The following is a 16,630-nucleotide window of genomic DNA, read 5'->3' on the forward strand; positions in this document are numbered from 1 at the left end:
CCCTCAGAACGAGCTAAGCCGGTGCCCCCCGCGGCCGACAACCGCAAAGTGCCGGTAATAATGTTTTACCCCGGTTCGCGAGAGCGCAAAAAGTGCCCGTTTGAGGTGTCCAATCGGGCACTTTTTGCGCTCTCGCGTTCAGCGGGAAGGGGAGCCACGTCGATCACGCAGAGATGCGGGGCGTCGATGAGGTTCAGGCCGACTGCGCGAAGGGGGCCGTCGGCCTGCTCCAGCACTCCTTGAATCAACCGGTAGTGCACGCCGCAGACCTCGGGGTGATCCTTGACCATCTCCGAGTACGGGCAGTCGTGCAGGTTGACCTGTTCACCGTTGGCGGCGACGCTCGCATCGAAGCCGGCCTGATCCAGGTGGTCGTCGAGGGCATCGAGCTGACGCCGGGCTGCGGGGCCGGTGCAGCCGGCCAAGGCGGGCTGGCCTGCAGGAAGAAGCAGCAGCATACGTCTCAACTGCTCGGCACGCTCCTGCGCGGCCTCGATCTTGCGGGCGCGAATCGAACCGAGTTCGGTACTGACCCCGCCGGCGGCACTGTAGAGCATCTTCGGGCGACCCTTGCTGTCGCGCGGCTCGGGCGCACAGGTGACGAAACCGTCGTTGATCAGGCGATCGAGGTGTTCGCGGGCAGTGTTGGGGTGCAGGCCAGCGGCTTCGGCGAGGTCGTTGACCGTCATCGTTCCGCGACTTTGCAGCTGAAAGAGCAGGTTCATGCGGCTCAGACTGGCGAGCGTTTTGTAACTCGGAGGTTGGGCGGCCATGACTCCATTATGACCTCCCAGGCGTGAATCAACTGCAGGGGGCAGCAGCAGAAACTGTCACTTTCTCTCCCTCCCGCCGCAGATTCTCCGGCTGAGCGGCTGGGAAGCAAATCATTCAACGCAAAGTAATAGTCTTAACATACGAAACACGCAGGAAGTGGGACCACATGGCGGCAAAAGCCCGCACGCGACCAAAGGCAGTAGTCGAGTCCACTGGCGGTGAACCCGCAGACATCCTGCGTGACTATTACGAACGGATGTCGCTGGTGCGGGCCTTCGAGCTGCGCTCCAGCGAGATGTATGCTCGCGCCAAAATCGGCGGCTACTGCCACCTGAACCTCGGCGAAGAAGCAACAGTCGTCGGTCTGATGGCCGCCATCGAGACCCGCGACTACCTGTTCACCGGCTACCGCGACCACGGCTACGCCCTGATGCGCGGTCTCTCCCCCGAGCGCGTGATGGCCGAGCTGTTCGGCAAGGTCACCGGCGTCTCCGGCGGACGTGGCGGCTCGATGCACCTGTTCGACGCCGAGGCGCGCCTGCTCGGCGGCTACGGCATCGTCGGCGGGCAGATTCCCCCGGCCACCGGCGCCGCGCTCGCCCTGAAATATCAGGAAACGGCCGGCCCCGACGCTGCCGCCGTGATGTGCCTGCTCGGCGACGGCACCACCAACATCGGTGCGTTCCACGAATCGCTCAACCTGGCCGGCCTGTGGAAGCTTCCGATCGTCTACGTGATCGTCAACAACGGCCTCGGCATGGGAACGACGGTGGAGAAGGCATCCGCTGAACCCGATCTGTACAAGCGCGGCGCGTCGTACCGCATGCCCGGTATCCGGGTCGACGGGGATGACGTTCTCGCCGTGCGCGATGCCGCCCGCGACGCCCTGAAGCAGGCTCGCGAATCCCGCCAGCCGGTGCTGCTCGAGGTCATGTGCTACCGGTTGCGCGGCCACTCCGTGGTCGACCCGGCCCGCTACCGCTCGCCCGAAGACACCACGATCGCCCAGCAGTCCGACCCGGTACCAAGCTTTCGCACCGAGCTGATCGCCTCCGGCGTGCTCAGTGAAGCGGATGCCGCCGCCATCGACGAGGCCGCCGACGTGCGCGTTTCTGAGGCGGTCGACTTCGCCGACGAGAGCCCCGAGCCCGAGGTCGCCGACCTGTTCAAGTATGTATACGCAACCCCGGTGGCGAATGCGCCATCCGCTTTGCCCGGAGAACCCGTTATGGACGCACTGTGATGACTACCGAAGTAGCAACAACCCGCACGATCACCTACCGCCAGGCACTCAATGAGACCCTGCGCGCCGAACTCGAGCGTGACGAGAAGGTCTTTCTGGTCGGCGAAGAGATCGGGGTGTTCGAGGGGTCATACAAGATCACCGCCGGACTGCTCGAAGACTTTGGACCCGATCGGGTGCTCGACGCCCCGATCGCCGAGGAGGGGTTCGTGGGCGCGGCCCTCGGCGCCGCGATGCTCGGTATGCGTCCCGTGGTCGAGATCATGACCATCAACTTCAGCCTCATCGCGATCGACCAGATCGTGAACCACGCCGCCAAAATGCGCTCGATGTTCGCCGGTCAGGTCTCCATTCCGCTGGTCATTCGCATGCCCGGTGGTGGCGGCCAGCAGCTCGCCGCGACCCATTCGCAGAACCTCGAGGTCTGGTACGCGCACATTCCCGGGCTCAAGGTTGTCGCCCCGTCGACCCCGGCCGACGCGAAGGCGCTGCTGACCGCGGCGATTCGCGATGACGACCCGGTGATCTTTCTGGAGAACCTCTCGCTGTACAGCGCCAAGGGCGAGGTTCCCGACGGCGAACAGGTCGCCGAGATCGGCAAGGCCGCCGTCGTCAAGACCGGCACAGACCTCACCATCGTGAGCTACTCGCGCGGCACCACGACTGCCCTCGAGGTGGCCCATCAGCTTGAAGCCGAGGGCCTGTCAATCGAGGTCGTCGACCTGCGCAGCCTGCGTCCGCTGGACCGCGACACCATCTGCGCCTCGGTTCGCAAGACCGGCCACGCCGTCGTCTTCGAAGACGACTGGCTCAGCTACGGCATCGGCGCTGAGATCTCGGCGACCATCGGCGAGGGCGTGTTCGACTTTCTCGACGCCCCCGTGCGCCGCGTCGCTGCCTCCGAGGTTCCGCTGCCCTACGCCAAGGCCCTCGAGAAGGCCGCGCTGCCTAATGCCGCCGACCTCGCCAAGGTCGTGCGTGAGGTTCTCAACATTTCAACTACCGCGAACGACAAGTAGGAGCCGGCCATGCCCGACGTCATCATGCCCCGCCTCTCCGACACCATGGAGGAGGGCGAACTCAGCCGCTGGATGAAGCAGGTCGGCGACGAGATCCACAAGGGCGACGTGCTCGCCGAGATCGAAACCGACAAAGCCACGATGGACCTTGAGGCCTTCGACAACGGCGTCCTCGAGCAGCTGCTCGTCGTCGCCGGCACCCTGGTGCCGATCGGCGACGCAGTCGCCCGCATCGGCGACGGCAGCAATATCGTCAAGGATGGCGCGACACCCGCTGCGCCGGTTGCGACGGCTGCTCCGGTTGCGACCACTGCCCCGGCAGCGGATGCCGCAGCTCCGGCTGCACTGCCCGCCGCGTCAGCCCCGGCCCCCATCGCGGTGGCTCCGACCGTTCCCGCCGCACCGGAGGCTCCGGCCGCGACGCCGACGCCGACCGGCGAGCTCCGGACCTCGCCGCTGGCCCGCAAGATCGGCCGCGAGCATGGAATCGACCTGCACACGATCGCGGGCACCGGGCCGCAGGGCCGTATCACCCGCACCGACGTTGACACGGCGATCCTGGCTCAGGCATCCGCAGCATCCGCTCCGGTGCCGGTAGCCGCTGTGGCAGCCCCGACCGCCGTTTCGGCCGACTCGGTCTCCGTGCCGGTCAGCCGCATTCGCGCCGTTACGGCCCGCCGCCTCACCGAGAGCCAGGCCGTGCCGCACTTCTTCCTGACGAGCGTCGTCAACGTGGAACGTCTCGTCGCGTTCCGCACCGACGTCAACGCTTCGCTCGAGACGGTCGGCAGCAAGGTCAGCCTGAACGACCTGTTCGTGCGCGCCTGCGCTGTCGTGCTGCGCGCGCACCCCGAGGTGAATGCATCCTGGGGCGATGGAGTCATTCTGCGCCACAACCACGTGAACGTCGGCGTGGCCGTCGCGACCGACGACGGACTGCTCGTTCCAGTGGTGGCCGACGTCGACCAGAAGTCGCTCGCCGCCATCGCCACCGAGACGCGCGCCCTGGCCGGGCTCGCCCGTACGGGCAGCCTGTCCCTGGCGCAGATGTCTGGTGGAACCTTCACCATCAGCAACCTCGGCATGTTCGGCATCGACTCGTTCACCGCCGTACTCAACCCGCCGGAGGCCGGAATTCTGGCGATCGGCGCGGCCACCGAGGTCCCCCAGGTGCGCGATGGCCAACTCGTCAGCGTGCCCATGGTCAAGATCACCCTGACCGTCGACCACCGAGTGCTCGACGGGGCCGTCGCGGCCGCGTTCCTGCGCGACCTGACCCAGCTGCTCGAGGAGCCGCTGCGCATCGTTCTCTAACCCGGGCTACCCCGGCGCTCGCGCGGCGCTGGCGCCGGGGGAACTTCTTTGGCGGCGACGACGTCGGCCATGAGCAGAGTCACCAGGCCGCGCTTGGTTTCCACCGAAACGGATGCCGCGCTGCGGCTGCGTAAAAACCCGAGCGCGTCCGTATAGCCACCGTGGATTCGCGTGCGCACGACGACCCGGGTGCCGAGCGGGGCATCCGCTAGAAAAGCGAACGGATCGCTCACCGCATCAGGCTGTACTTTTCGACCCGCGCCGACTCCCCGGCGATCAGAATGATGTCGCCATCTTCGATCACCGTGTCGAGCGAGGTGTAGCTCCAGCCCACGCCAGGCCGATGAAACGCCGTCACGGTCACACCGTAGCGGGCGCGCACCTTCGCCTCGCCGAGCGGAACCCCGATCAGCGCGCGCGGCGGCGCCGTTTTCACGAGCGCGAAGTTCTCACCGATCTCGATGTAGTCCTGCATGGCACCGCGCACGAGGTGCGCGACCCGTTGGCCCATATCTTTTTCGGGGTAGATAACGTGATTGACGCCGAGTTGGGTAAGAATTTCCCCGTGCGGGTCACTGACAGCCTTGGCCCAGATATTCGGAATGCCGAGCTTGAGCAGCAGGGACGCGGTCAGAATGTTCGCCTGAATGTCACCGCCGATAGCCACCACCACGCTCGAGAAGTCGGGCACCGAGAGCTCGCGCAGCGTCGCCTCCTTGGTCGAGTCGGCGCGCACCACGTGCGTGAGCAGCCGGTTGTGCGCCTGCACGATTTCTTCGTCACCGTCGATGCCGAGTACCTCGGTGCCGCTCTTCATGAGTTCGAGGGCCAGGGAGCTGCCGAACCGGCCGAGGCCGATGACGACGACCGATTCGGCTTCGGCCAGGCGGGCCGGGTCACGATGCCCGAACAGCGAATATTTAGCCAATGATCGGCCTTTCCTTGGGGAGTTCATAGGTGGTGTGCCGTTCGCGCAGGGCGATAGCAGAGCCGATGGTGATCGGACCGAGACGGCCGACGAACATGAGCAGGATAAGAATGATCTGCCCCTCCCAGGGCAGCCCGGCAGTGATTCCGGTGGACAATCCCACGGTCGCGAAGGCGCTGATCGCCTCGAACAACAACGCGTCCATTGAGATATCCGTCATGAGCATGAGGGCCACGGTCGCGGCGATGATCACGCCGACCGCGAGCAGGGCGATCGTGATCGCCTCCCGGTGCACCGCCCGGGAGAGCCGCTTGCCGAAAACGTTGACGGCAACCTCGCCGCGCAGCTCCGTCCAGACGATGAAGAACAAGACGGCGAAGGTCGTGATCTTGATGCCACCGGCGGTTCCGGCCGGGCCACCACCGATCAGCATGAGCACGTCCATTCCGAGCAGGCTCGCCGAATCCATCTGGCCAATGTCGATGCTGTTGAAACCCGCGGTGCGGGTCTGCACGGACTGAAAGAAGCCGGTCAGCAACTTGCCGGGCCAGTCGAGCGGCCCGAGCGTATTCGGATTCGACCACTCAACGGCGGTGATATATACCGTTCCGAGACTGAGCAATGCGATCGTGCCGGCCACGACGACGCGGGTGTTCATGGTCCAGGTGCGAATCGACCAGGCACTCTTTGACCGAGGATGCCGCAGCTGCCGCCGCAACTGAACGATCACCGGAAACCCCAACCCACCCAGGATGACGGCGGCGCTGATCGGCAGGCAGATCCAGGCATCCGTTGAAAAACCCATCAGGTTGTCGCTGAACAGGGCAAAGCCGGCGTTATTGAAGCTCGACACGGAGTGGAACACTCCCAACCAGACGGCCCGGCCGACCGGTTCGCCGTAGCCGACCATGAAGCGCACGGCCAGCATGATCGCGACGGTCAGCTCGATGGCCAGCGAGATGCGCACAACACCGAGCACGAGTCCCTTGACGTCTTCGAGACCGACACTCTTGGTTTCGGCGGCGGCCGTGATGCGCGAGCGCAGCGAGAGTTTGCGGGCGATCGCCAAACCGACCACCGAGGCGAACGACATAATACCGAAGCCGCCGATCTGGATCAGCCCCAGAATCACGATCTGGCCGAACGGCGTCCAGTAGACCGCCGTGTCGACGACGGTCAGACCGGTGACGCAGACGGCGCTCGTGGCGGTGAACAGCGCCTCCATGAAGGACGCCCCTCCCGGCCCGACCCGCGCGTTCGGCAGCATGAGCAGCGCGGTGCCAACCAGGATGGTCAGGGCAAAACCGGTGACGACGACTTGCGCCGGGTGCAGGCGATACCGCTTCGATGTGTTGCCGCGTTCGCGGACGGCCCGTGAGTGCACAGAGCCAACTCTACGCGGGGAGTCCGCGCTGGCTCGGACATGCAGGGATGTGGGGCGTCAGGCCCCCCGGGCCTGACGCGTGGGCGGACCCGGCTCCCCGGGCCCACCTTGTGAACCCGGGCCCAGTTTCTAAACTGGGCCCGCATTCCGAGCCTGGGCCCGGTTTCTAGACTGGGCCCGCATTCCGAGCCCGGGCCCCGTACAGGAACGTGCCAGCCTCGATTGTGCGGCAGTTATTTGTAGTCGGTTTGACGGGCTTCGTCCAGCCCCCAACTTCGGTCGGCGACTCCGACAACAAGTGCGCAATACTCAACCTGGGGGATCGACAATGACGATAAGTGATGAGGTAGAACCGGCGCAAATACGTGTGCTGCGACCGCGGGAGCGCATCGTTTCGCACTCGATCATCGCGGCGCTCGCCCTGTTCATCCCGCTCTTTCTCGTGTTGTACTGGCTGTCCATTCCTCGCCAGACCTGGCCGTTTGTGCTCGAAATCCAATGCGGGTTCACCGCCCTTGGTGTGATCTTCGGGCTCGGAGTCAGCAAAATGGCCCTGCGCGTCACCGCCGACCGACTATCGGTTCGGAGTCTGCTCGGTCGCGAAACGCACGTCGCCACCGCCGATATCGGCAGCGTGGTGCTGGTCGAGCTCTATCAGAGCGGGACGGCCGATTGCCTGCCGCACCTGTATTTGCTTGATGCTGCCGGCGATGTGCTCGTGCACCTGAGTGGCCAAATCTGGTCGCGGTCCACGATTGAGAGTGTGATCGACCAGCTCGGTGTCGCTGTGCTGCGCCCACCCGACCCGCTGACCGTGGCCGAACTCGGCCAGCTGCGGCCTCAGCTGGTGCGCCGCCTGGCGCGACACGCAGCCCGACTGAACGGCTGAACGGCTGAACCGCTAGTGCCCGCGCCCCGACGCCACATCGGCCACCCGCGCGAGCGGTGACGTCGTGCGGCGGCCGGTCAGCTCGGTGCGGTCGGCGAGCGAGTAAGCCCGATAGAGCGCCGTGACCGCGAGCCAGCGCAGCGGTTCCGGCTCCCACGGGCGCACCCGATGGTTCACCCACGGCAGTTCGGTGAGCGAACTGCTCCGGCCGAGAATGAGGTCGGTCAGGGTACGGCCGGCCAGGTTCGTGGTCGCCACCCCGGTGCCCACATAGCCGCCGGCCCAGGCCAGTCCGGTCTGCGGGTCGAGACCGACGGTCGCGGCCCAATCCCTGGGTACACCGAGCACGCCCGACCACGCATGATCGATGCCCGCGTCCTTCGTCGCCGGGAAGAAGCGCACCAGAATCGCGCGGAGAGCGTCGATGGTAGCTTGCGGGGTCTGGCCGTCGGCATCCGTTTTCGAACCGAATCGGTAGGGAACCCCGCGCCCGCCGATGGCGATGCGGTCGTCGCTCGTGCGCTGCGCGTACATGTAGGCGTGCGCCATATCCCCCAGGGTTTCCCGGCCCGACCAGCCAATCTTTTCCCAAACGGATGCGTCGAGCGGCTCGGTCGCGATCAGCGACGAATTCATGGGAAGCCAGGTGCGATGCAGCCCCTTGAGCGTGGCCGTGAAGCCCTCGGTCGCACGCACAACGAACGCGGCGTCGACGGTACCGTGTTCGGTCACCGCCTGGTTGGCCGCGATCTCGCTCACCGGGGTGTTCTCGTAGAGCTCAACGCCGAGCGAAACGACCGTGCGGGCCAGTCCGGCCACGAGCTCCGCCGGATTGATGCGGGCGCAGTGCGGATGCCACATACCCCCGGTCATTCCCGCCACGTTGATGCGGTTTTGCGCCTGGGCCCGCGAGAGCACCTCGACGTCGGTGTGCGCCCCGGTCTGCTCGGCCCGGGCGGCAGCTTCGAGGCGGTGCTGCTGCGGGGCATCGTAGGCGACGGTGAATTCACCGCCCTTGACGATGCCGGCGTCGATGCTCTCCGCTGCGGCCACGCGGATGACCTCGTCGACCGTGTCGTTCATCGCGGCCTGAAAGTTTTGAACCGCCGGGCGGCCGTGGTGCTTCAGGTACTGGTCGCGGCCACCGGTGATCGAGTTGGTGAGCCAGCCGCCGTTGCGTCCAGAGGCGCCGAACCCGGCGAAACGGGCTTCGAGCACCACAATGCGTAGCTGCGGCGCCGCCTTCTTGAGGTAATACGCGGTCCACAGTCCGGTATAGCCGGCGCCGACAATGACGACGTCGGCACGGGTCGACCCGGGCAGGGTCGGCCGCGGCACTGGCTGGCCGAGCTGGTTCCACCAGAACGAGACGTCGCCATTGCGCACCGGGGTCACTCGAGTCACGATTGCGCTGCCTTCTTTCGGTCTCGTTCAAGCCGCAGCCGGGCGGCGAGTGCGCGCTCGCCATCGAGCTTCGCGGCGACCGGAGCCCACAGCACAATTGCAACTCCGGCACCGATCAATAGCCCGCCGATGGTGTCGGTCAGCCAGTGCACACCGAGGTAGGTACGGCTGAGTAGCATGACGATCGTGTACGCGGCACCGGCCAGGGCCACCCACAACCGCGGAAAGATGATGGCGAGGCACACCGCCATGGTCGCCGCATTGGCGACGTGGCCAGACGGAAAGGAGCCAAAATCGGACGTGACCAGCATGTCTTCCGGTCGGGCACGGCCAAAGACCTGCTTCAGGACTTGCACAGCGCCGGCACTGACCACGGTCGCCACGAGATAGTAGCCGGCCGCCCACGGACGTTTGATGAACACGATGACCACGGTGATGACGATCGGCACGATCAGCACGCCGAACAGACCGCCACCGAGGGCGTTCATGAACAGCGACGGAACCTCCCAGATCGGAGAGCGGTGTTCGATCACCTCGCCCATCCACTCGGTGTCGACCTCGAGGGCGAGTCCGTTGGCACGCACGACGACGACCAGGCCAAGCAGTGCGGCCAATGCGACGGCAGCTATCCCGCTGATCACAGGCCAGCGGCGGGAGATGCGGCGCGCTGCGGGGTCGGCGGCACGCTCCGGAGACTTCGGGTTCGTCATCTCGCCATCGTAGAACAGCCGCTCCGGATTGGGCCATCGGCGGGCCGGACCCGCGCCATCCGCTTCCCCGAATCTGTACCCGGATGTGCACCCCCGCACCTGCACCGGGCCCGGGCCCGGAACGTGGGCCCAGGTTAGATCATGGGCCCGCGACCGTAAGGTGGGCCCCGCCCGCGTGCTCCCGCAAATCTTGGGCGCGCTCCCCGCCGGGCCGGACCCGCGCCATCCGCTCCCCCGAATGTGAACCCGGATGTGCACCCCCGCACCTGCACCGGGCCCGGGCCCGGAACGCGGGCCCAGGTTAGATCATGGGCCCGCGACCGTAAGGTGCGCCCGCAGAGCCTGGTCCCGTCAGCCTGGTCCCGTCAGCCTGGTCCCGTCAGCCTGGTCCCGTCAGCCTGGTCACGTCAGCCTGGTCACGTCAGCCTGGTCCGCACCCGCTCAGACCCAACAATTCGCACCGCGGCGCGTTCCCTGATCCGCGTTGCTGGGTTCAGTTGGCTTCGGCGTCCTGCTTCCGCTTGAGTTCGAGCATGAGCGGGCTCTTACTGGCCAGCGGAATCAGCGTCTGCGTCGGGTCGATGCTCGCGGGTGGTTGCAGCCAGAACTCCCCCGGCTCGCCAATCACCCGCCAGCCTTCCCGGTGAAGTCGGCGGTGGCAGGGGCCGCAGAGCAACAGCCCCAGGTCGATGTCGGTCGCGCCAGTGTCGCGCACCCACTGGTCGGCGTGGTGCGCCTCCGTTCGGGAGGGTGGCATGTCGCAGCCCGGAAACATGCAGCCGCCGTCACGTACGCCCATGGCCACGCGCTGCGCCTCACTGAAAGTTCGCATGGTGCGGCCCAATTTCAGCGGATGCCCCGCCTCGTCTACCAACAGCCGCAGCTGGCCGGTGTTGCAGAGAAACCGTTGCACCGTTTCGAGGGAGATCGGGGCGGGGTTGCCCTCAAGGAATCCATGCCCCACCCGCCCGCTCTGCCCGGTCTGCTCGCTCAGGCCGCTCTGCCCGCTCTGCCCGGCCTGCTCGCTCTGCCCGGCCTGCCCGGTCTGCCCGGTCTGCCCGGCATGCCCGGCCTGCTCGCTCAGGCCGGCCTGCTCGCTCAGGCCGCTCTGCTCGCTCAGGCCGCTCTGCTCGCTCAGGCCGGATTGCCCGGTGATCTCGTTCCGGGCTTCAGCGACGTCGGCCGGCACGAGTCCGGCTCGCTGAAGGTCGGCCTGGGTGACGATGATCCGCACCGCCGGCTGGCGTCCGCCATACATTTTGGTGGGGTCTGCGTCGGTGCCGGTCTTGAGCAGCGCAGTGAAGGAGTCCGCGGCGATCTGGTCCACGGTACGCGGGTCGTTCCGTACCCGGTCCGCCCAGGCCTCCTGCTCCGGATCTACGAAGCGCACGCCTCCGCGCTGGCGCGGGCTGGTGAGGCAGTCGTAGGCACTGAGCCAGTACTCGCCCTGTTCGGGGGCGAACAGCCCGCTGAGCACGACCATGCCGTCCTGGCGGCGGAACAGCTTGAACTTGGTATCGTCGCGGGCCTGCTTCTCCCGAGCCCGAATGCCAGCCTCGTCGAGCTGGTCCCGCAACCTGCGAGCCCGGCGGAAGACCTGCTCAACGTTGAGCCCGGTCACCTCCGGCACCAGCGCCGTAAGCGCGGCGCGCAAAATATCGGCAGACACGGCCAGGTCAATCTCGCCCAAACCTCGGCGCAGCGCATCGGCCTGATCCACCGTGAGGGTGCCGGCGGCAACGGCATGCACGATCGGCGCCTGCCACGGCACTACCGGCCGGCCCACCAGTGCACCGGCATCGATGCCACCCGCACCGTCGTCATCGCCTTCCGCCGAAAACTTTTCGGCAGCATCCGTTTCACCCATCAAAATGCCCGAGGCGACCAGCTTCTCCGCCTCCCCCCGGCTGGAGCCATTGACGTGTTGCACCATTGCCACCGGCGTCGCGAACCCCTGCCGCGCAGCCAAACCCTCGCTTCCCAGCTCGGGCCGGGACCGGCGCGCGACCGTACCGGCCATCCACGCCGCAAACACGTCGAGCAATCGCCGGGCCTCAGCCAGTGACCGCTGCCCGGCCAGCACATCGGCCTCGCCCAAAGCATCAAACGCCGCGCTGCAATCGCCCAGAGCGGCGACCCGATCGGCCGCCTGGCGAAGCTCATCAGCGAGGTTGTGCATACCCCAATTCTCCCACCGCTCTCCCCGAAACCACGAGAAAAGCTCATTATCAGTGGATAACGAATCGAACCTATCTCCTGTGGAGAAGCTCCGGAGAAAGTCAGCGCTCGAGCGCCGGAACGCTGCGCGGGCGCACGATTAGCCAGAGGGAGAGCAGCGACACCACCGCGGCGACTCCCATAACGGATGCCATCGGTATCGACGTTCCCACTCCCAGCAGTCCCACAATCGGCGAGATCAGGCCGGCCACACCGAAGTTCGCCGCACCAAGCAGCGACGCCGCGGTTCCGGCCTCATGCCCGTGCGCGTTGAGGGCAATGACCTGAACGCTCGGCAAAGTGAAGCCGCAGGCGGCGATGAAGAACCACAGCGGAACCAGAGTGCCCCAAAGTCCCATGCCAGCAACGTCCAGAAGCACGATCGCCCCAGCGGTGAGCAGCAGCACAACGGTAGAGACCGACAAAATCCACTGCGGCCCAATGTTGAATCGGTGCATCAGCCGCGAGCTCAACTGCACACCGGTGACGACACCGAGCGAGTTCACGGCAAAGAGCAGGCCGTATTCCTGCGGACTGAACCGGTAGACATCCTGAAAGAGAAACGGCGACGCCGAGAGGTAGGAGAACAGCCCAGTGAAGGTCATCGCCCCGATGATCGCGACGCCGACGAAGGTGCGGTCGCTCAGCACCGCTTTGTAGCGCTGCGGCAGGGTGTTGTGCCCCTTCACGTTGCGCTCGCTCTCGGGCAGCGTCTCCACGATCCAGAACGCGACGGCCAGAATCACGATGACGCCGTAGGCGGCGAGCACCCAAAAGATGCCGCGCCAGTTCATCACGAGCAGAAGCTGCGAACCGATGACCGGCGCAAGCACCGGCGCGAGGCCGCTGACCAGGGCCAGCCGGGAGAGCATACGCACGAGCGGCTTGCCGCCGAACAGATCGCGCACCATGGCCATCGCCACGACCGCACCGGCCGCAGCGCCAAAGCCCTGCAGCACGCGGAACCCCGCGAGCACAATAATGTCGTTCGACATCGCAGCACCGACGCAGGCGAGGATGTGCACGCCGGTCGCCAGCATGAGCGGCAGCCGGCGGCCCACCTTGTCGCTCCACGGACCCACGACGAGCTGCCCGAACCCGAAACCAATCATGGTTCCGGTCAGGGTGAGCTGAATGACCGACGGCAAGACACCGAATTCGCTCTCGAGTGTCGGGAAGGCCGGCAGGTAGAGGTCGATCGTGAACGGGCCCAGGGCGGTGAGGGCTCCGAGAATGAGAATGTAGACGATGCGCTGTCGCCGGCTCAGCTTGTCCCCGGGGTGCACGGCAGTCGAGGAGAGTTGCGCGGCACTGATGACGGGGATGCTGGCGGTAATCACGTAGCGGATGTCCTTGGTTGGTTTAGTGAGGATGGCTGGCGGGCGACACGGCCACCCTTGCGCTAAGCGCGGGGAGCGCGAAAGTATTCCCCCGATCCAGCTGCGGGTCAAGCAGCAGCGCCTCGAAGGCCAGTTCGGCCGCCCCGATCAACAGCAGATTCGAGCCGAGCAGCGCGGGCGCGATCTGCACCCCGTCGAACGCTGTCCCGAGTGACAGAGCGGCGACCGCGCGGCTGAGCCGGTCGGGGTCGGCTGCGTGCAGCGCGGCGAGAAAGCCGCCGAGCACGATCAGCTGCGGGTTGAGCACGTTCACCGCGCCAGCCAGGGCTACGGCCAGAAAGTCGAGCTGCCGGGCGATCTCGGCGTGCACCGCCGCGGAATCGGAGGCGAGCAGCGCGCGTTCGAGGGTGTCGGCATCCGTTTCGCTCGAGCGCAGGCCCAGCACTTCGAGCAGGGCGTCGCGGGTCACCTCCGCTTCGAGGGTGCCCGCGATGCCCGCCGAGTCTTTCTGCCCGCTCGCACTGACCCGGATGTGCCCGAATTCTCCGGCGTAGCCCGCTCGACCGCCGGCCGCGACGCCCCCGACGACGAGGCCGCCACCGATTCCGCTCGATCCGCCGTTGAGGTAGATCAAGTCGGTCATACCCTGCCCGGCGCCAAAGTAGCTTTCGGCGGTGACGCCGAGGCTCGCGTCGTTGGCCGCGACGACAGGCAGGCCCGTTGCCGCCGCGAGGAGGTCGCCGAGCGGCTCGTCGACCCAGCCGAGGTGTGGGGCGTGGCGCACCAGCCCGTCGAACGCACGCACCAGGCCGGGCACAGCAACGCCTATGCCGATTATGGAATATTCGCTCAGGTCGTTTCGCAGATCGTCGATGATGCCGGCGGTGATCGCGACGGCCTCGGCGGTCGTCGGCGACGACGACGTTGCGAAGCGGATGCGGCGGTGCACGACGCCGCTCAGAGCGACCACTCCCACGGTAATCGCGTCGATCTCGGGGTTCACCGCGAGGGCCACCACGCGGTCGCTCGCCGCGACGATCGGACTCGGCCGACCGGCCAGTTTGGTCGGGTCGGGCGTGCGTTCCTCAACCAACCCGCGCTCGACGAGTTCGGCAACCAGGGCGCCGATGGTCGACCGGTTCAGGCCGGTCAGTCGGGTGAGCTGGGCGCGCGATGCTGCCCCGCTCCGGTGCACCAGGCGCAGAATGATCGACAGGTTGCGGCGACGCAGATCGTCATGGTTGGTGCCCTGCATGGCGTCCACTGCTCTCGACTCTCATTTTTCGATCAGAATTCAGGTTACCGCTCCGGATAGACATCGTGGGGTGATACGTTGCCAGAGTCAACAAATCATCGACGGCGCTGACGGACACGGGTGCCAGACAGGGACGTCATGGAGTTTCGGTATCTCGGCAACAGTGGATTAAAAGTTTCAGAAATCACCTACGGCAATTGGCTGACCCACGGTTCGCAGATCGAAAACGACGCCGCGACGGCCTGCGTGCGCGCGGCCCTCGACGCGGGAATCAGCTCCTTCGACACCGCAGACGTGTACGCCAACACCATGGCAGAGCAGGTGCTCGGCAACGCGCTCAAGGGCGAACGCCGCCAATCTCTCGAGATTTTCACCAAGGTTTTCGGGCCAACCGGCCCCAAGGGCCACAACGACGTCGGACTCTCCCGCAAGCACATCCTCGAGTCGATCGACGGCTCACTAACCCGGCTGCAGACCGACTACGTCGACCTCTACCAAGCGCACCGCTACGACGTGGAGACCCCGCTCGAAGAGACCATGCAGGCCTTCGCCGACGTCGTGCGCCAGGGCAAGGCGCTCTACATTGGCGTGAGTGAGTGGAACGCCGAGCAGCTGCGAGCCGGCCACAAACTCGCCGCCGACCTGAATATTCAGCTCATCTCCAACCAGCCGCAGTATTCGATGCTCTGGCGCGTGATCGAATCCGAGGTGGTTCCGGCCGCTGAGGAACTCGGCGTTTCCCAGATCGTCTGGTCCCCGGTTGCGCAGGGCGTGCTTACCGGCAAGTATCTGCCGGGGCAGGCGCTCCTTGAAGGCAGCCGGGCAACGGATGCCAAGGGTGGCGCCAATATGATCCAGCGCTGGATGAGCACCGAGGTTCTCACGGCCGTGCAGAAGCTGCGCCCGATCGCCGACGACCTCGGGCTCACCATGGCTCAGCTCGCGCTCGCCTGGGTGCTCGCGAATAAGAACGTCGCCTCCGCCATCATGGGCGCTTCCCGCCCCGAGCAGGTCGCCGACAACGTGAAGGCCGCCGGAGTGCAGCTCGACTCTGAGGTGTTCACACAAATCGACGCCGCCGTACGCGACCTGGCCGAGTTCGACCCGCGCAAGACCGTCTCACCGGAGCAGCGCGAAGCGTAAGCCAGCGGCATCCGTCATTAAAAGAAGGAGTATTTAATGAGAATCGCCGTTACCGGCGGCAGTGGCAAGCTCGGACGCAGCGTCGTCGCGCGCCTGACCAGCGAGGGCCACACCGTCACCAACCTTGATCAGTCGGGAGTGCGTAGCGCCGGATTCACCCAGATCGACCTGACCGACTACGGCCAGGTGAGTGACGTGATGTTCGGCATCGACGACCGCACCGACGGGTTCGACGCGCTCGTGCACCTCGGCGCCATTCCGGCCCCGGGCATTTTGCCCGACGTGGCCACCTTCCATAACAATATGCTCGCGACCTACAACGTGTTCCAGGCCGCGCGGCGGGCGGGCATCAAGACGATCGTCTACGCCTCCAGTGAGACGACCCTGGGCTTGCCCTTCGATATCGACCCACCGTACATTCCCGTCGATGAGGCGTACCCGGCCCGCCCGGAGAGCACGTATTCACTGGTCAAGCACCTCGAAGAGCAGATGGCCATTCAGCTCGTGCGCTGGGACCCGCTGCTCAGCATCACGGCGCTGCGCTTCTCCAACGTCATGGACGAAGACGACTACGCGGCCTTCCCCGGTTACGACGCCGACGCCACCCTGCGCAAGTGGAACCTCTGGGGTTACATCGACGGGCGCGACGGCGCCCAGGCCGTGCTGCGGGCGCTTGAGCAGGCCCAGCCGGGCTTCGAGACGTTCATCATCGCGGCCGCCGACACCGTGATGAGCCGTTCGAGTGCAAGCCTGGCGGCCGAGGTCTTTCCAAACGTCGACGTCGTCAAAGCGGTCACCGAACACGAAACACTGCTGTCGATCGACAAGGCGAAGCGGATGCTCGGCTTTAGTCCCGAGCACAGCTGGCGGGATCACGTGTAACCGCTCGCTGACGCGTGCTTGCTAGGAGCGTGGGTCAGTAGTACCAAAGTTTAAAACGCCGGTCGATTTCCCGGGGTTGGGGTGTTGGTCTGGGAAAATTGATTATGAGCGATTCTGATGGCCTGTTC

15 protein-coding genes are annotated in these 16,630 nt (G+C 66.0%); 6 read left to right on the plus strand and 9 right to left on the minus strand.

The annotated features are described in order from the left end of the window. Positions 1-65 precede the first annotated feature (65 nt). On the minus strand, positions 66-773 hold the full coding sequence (locus E3O45_RS08270; protein WP_134442970.1) for a metalloregulator ArsR/SmtB family transcription factor: 708 nt from the start codon (positions 771-773) through the stop codon (positions 66-68). A 167-nt stretch (positions 774-940) separates the two neighbouring features. Here E3O45_RS08270 and pdhA point away from each other — a divergent pair, with 167 nt between their 5' ends. From pdhA to E3O45_RS08285, 3 genes are read left to right on the plus strand one after another with little or no spacing between them, the layout of a single operon-like run. After that, positions 941-2,017, plus strand: a complete 1,077-nt coding sequence (gene pdhA / locus E3O45_RS08275) for a pyruvate dehydrogenase (acetyl-transferring) E1 component subunit alpha (protein ID WP_134442971.1) — start codon at positions 941-943, stop codon at positions 2,015-2,017. Continuing rightward, a complete protein-coding gene (locus E3O45_RS08280) occupies positions 2,017-3,036 on the plus strand; it encodes an alpha-ketoacid dehydrogenase subunit beta (protein WP_134442972.1) in 1,020 nt (339 codons plus the stop codon). The genes pdhA and E3O45_RS08280 overlap by 1 nt, the downstream gene beginning before the upstream one ends. Positions 3,037-3,045: 9 nt before the next feature. Next, positions 3,046-4,350, plus strand: coding sequence for a dihydrolipoamide acetyltransferase family protein (locus tag E3O45_RS08285; RefSeq protein ID WP_134442973.1), 1,305 nt, complete (start codon positions 3,046-3,048; stop codon positions 4,348-4,350). Here the strand turns inward: E3O45_RS08285 and E3O45_RS08290 are convergent. Genes E3O45_RS08290 through E3O45_RS08300 form a run of 3 tightly spaced genes read right to left on the minus strand, consistent with a single transcriptional unit; the run spans position 4,347 to position 6,662 of the window. After that, complete coding sequence (locus E3O45_RS08290) at positions 4,347-4,583, minus strand: ferrous iron transport protein A (RefSeq protein WP_134442974.1); 237 nt, start codon at positions 4,581-4,583, stop codon at positions 4,347-4,349. The two genes, E3O45_RS08285 and E3O45_RS08290, sit on opposite strands and share 4 nt — an antisense overlap. Continuing rightward, positions 4,580-5,278: a TrkA family potassium uptake protein gene (locus E3O45_RS08295; protein WP_241978809.1), complete on the minus strand. Its 699-nt coding sequence runs from the start codon at positions 5,276-5,278 to the stop codon at positions 4,580-4,582. The genes E3O45_RS08290 and E3O45_RS08295 overlap by 4 nt, the downstream gene beginning before the upstream one ends. Continuing rightward, complete coding sequence (locus E3O45_RS08300) at positions 5,271-6,662, minus strand: TrkH family potassium uptake protein (protein ID WP_134442975.1); 1,392 nt, start codon at positions 6,660-6,662, stop codon at positions 5,271-5,273. Before E3O45_RS08300 ends, E3O45_RS08295 begins: the two co-directional genes overlap by 8 nt. A gap of 328 nt (positions 6,663-6,990) precedes the next feature. Between E3O45_RS08300 and E3O45_RS08305 the strand changes: the two genes are divergently transcribed. Next, positions 6,991-7,551 carry a hypothetical protein gene (locus tag E3O45_RS08305; RefSeq protein WP_134442976.1) on the plus strand — a complete coding sequence of 187 codons (561 nt, stop codon included), beginning with the start codon at positions 6,991-6,993 and terminating at the stop codon, positions 7,549-7,551. A gap of 12 nt (positions 7,552-7,563) precedes the next feature. On the opposite strand, the gene E3O45_RS08310 is transcribed toward E3O45_RS08305, so the two are convergent. From E3O45_RS08310 to E3O45_RS08330, 5 genes are all read right to left on the minus strand, one after another. Beyond that, positions 7,564-8,946: an NAD(P)/FAD-dependent oxidoreductase gene (locus tag E3O45_RS08310; RefSeq protein WP_370450346.1), complete on the minus strand. Its 1,383-nt coding sequence runs from the start codon at positions 8,944-8,946 to the stop codon at positions 7,564-7,566. A 5-nt stretch (positions 8,947-8,951) separates the two neighbouring features. Next, complete coding sequence (locus E3O45_RS08315) at positions 8,952-9,665, minus strand: phosphatase PAP2 family protein (protein WP_134442977.1); 714 nt, start codon at positions 9,663-9,665, stop codon at positions 8,952-8,954. 493 nt (positions 9,666-10,158) lie between these two features. Further along, the gene (locus E3O45_RS08320; protein ID WP_134442978.1) at positions 10,159-11,844 is read right to left on the minus strand and encodes an HNH endonuclease signature motif containing protein; all 1,686 of its coding nucleotides are present in this window, start codon (positions 11,842-11,844) and stop codon (positions 10,159-10,161) included. 100 nt (positions 11,845-11,944) lie between these two features. Next, a complete protein-coding gene (locus E3O45_RS08325) occupies positions 11,945-13,222 on the minus strand; it encodes a multidrug effflux MFS transporter (RefSeq protein ID WP_241985281.1) in 1,278 nt (425 codons plus the stop codon). A 22-nt stretch (positions 13,223-13,244) separates the two neighbouring features. Next, positions 13,245-14,477 (minus strand): ROK family transcriptional regulator, encoded by a 1,233-nt coding sequence (locus tag E3O45_RS08330; protein ID WP_134442987.1) that lies wholly within the window; start codon positions 14,475-14,477, stop codon positions 13,245-13,247. A 138-nt stretch (positions 14,478-14,615) separates the two neighbouring features. Between E3O45_RS08330 and E3O45_RS08335 the strand changes: the two genes are divergently transcribed. Together E3O45_RS08335 and E3O45_RS08340 are read left to right on the plus strand one after the other, a co-directional pair. Beyond that, positions 14,616-15,620 carry an aldo/keto reductase family protein gene (locus tag E3O45_RS08335; RefSeq protein ID WP_134442988.1) on the plus strand — a complete coding sequence of 335 codons (1,005 nt, stop codon included), beginning with the start codon at positions 14,616-14,618 and terminating at the stop codon, positions 15,618-15,620. 36 nt (positions 15,621-15,656) lie between these two features. Beyond that, positions 15,657-16,502: an NAD(P)-dependent oxidoreductase gene (locus E3O45_RS08340; protein ID WP_134442979.1), complete on the plus strand. Its 846-nt coding sequence runs from the start codon at positions 15,657-15,659 to the stop codon at positions 16,500-16,502. Positions 16,503-16,630 lie beyond the last annotated feature (128 nt).

The sequence above is a fragment of the Cryobacterium sp. TMS1-20-1 genome (genome assembly GCF_004402355.1).
Lineage (GTDB): Bacteria > Actinomycetota > Actinomycetes > Actinomycetales > Microbacteriaceae > Cryobacterium > Cryobacterium levicorallinum.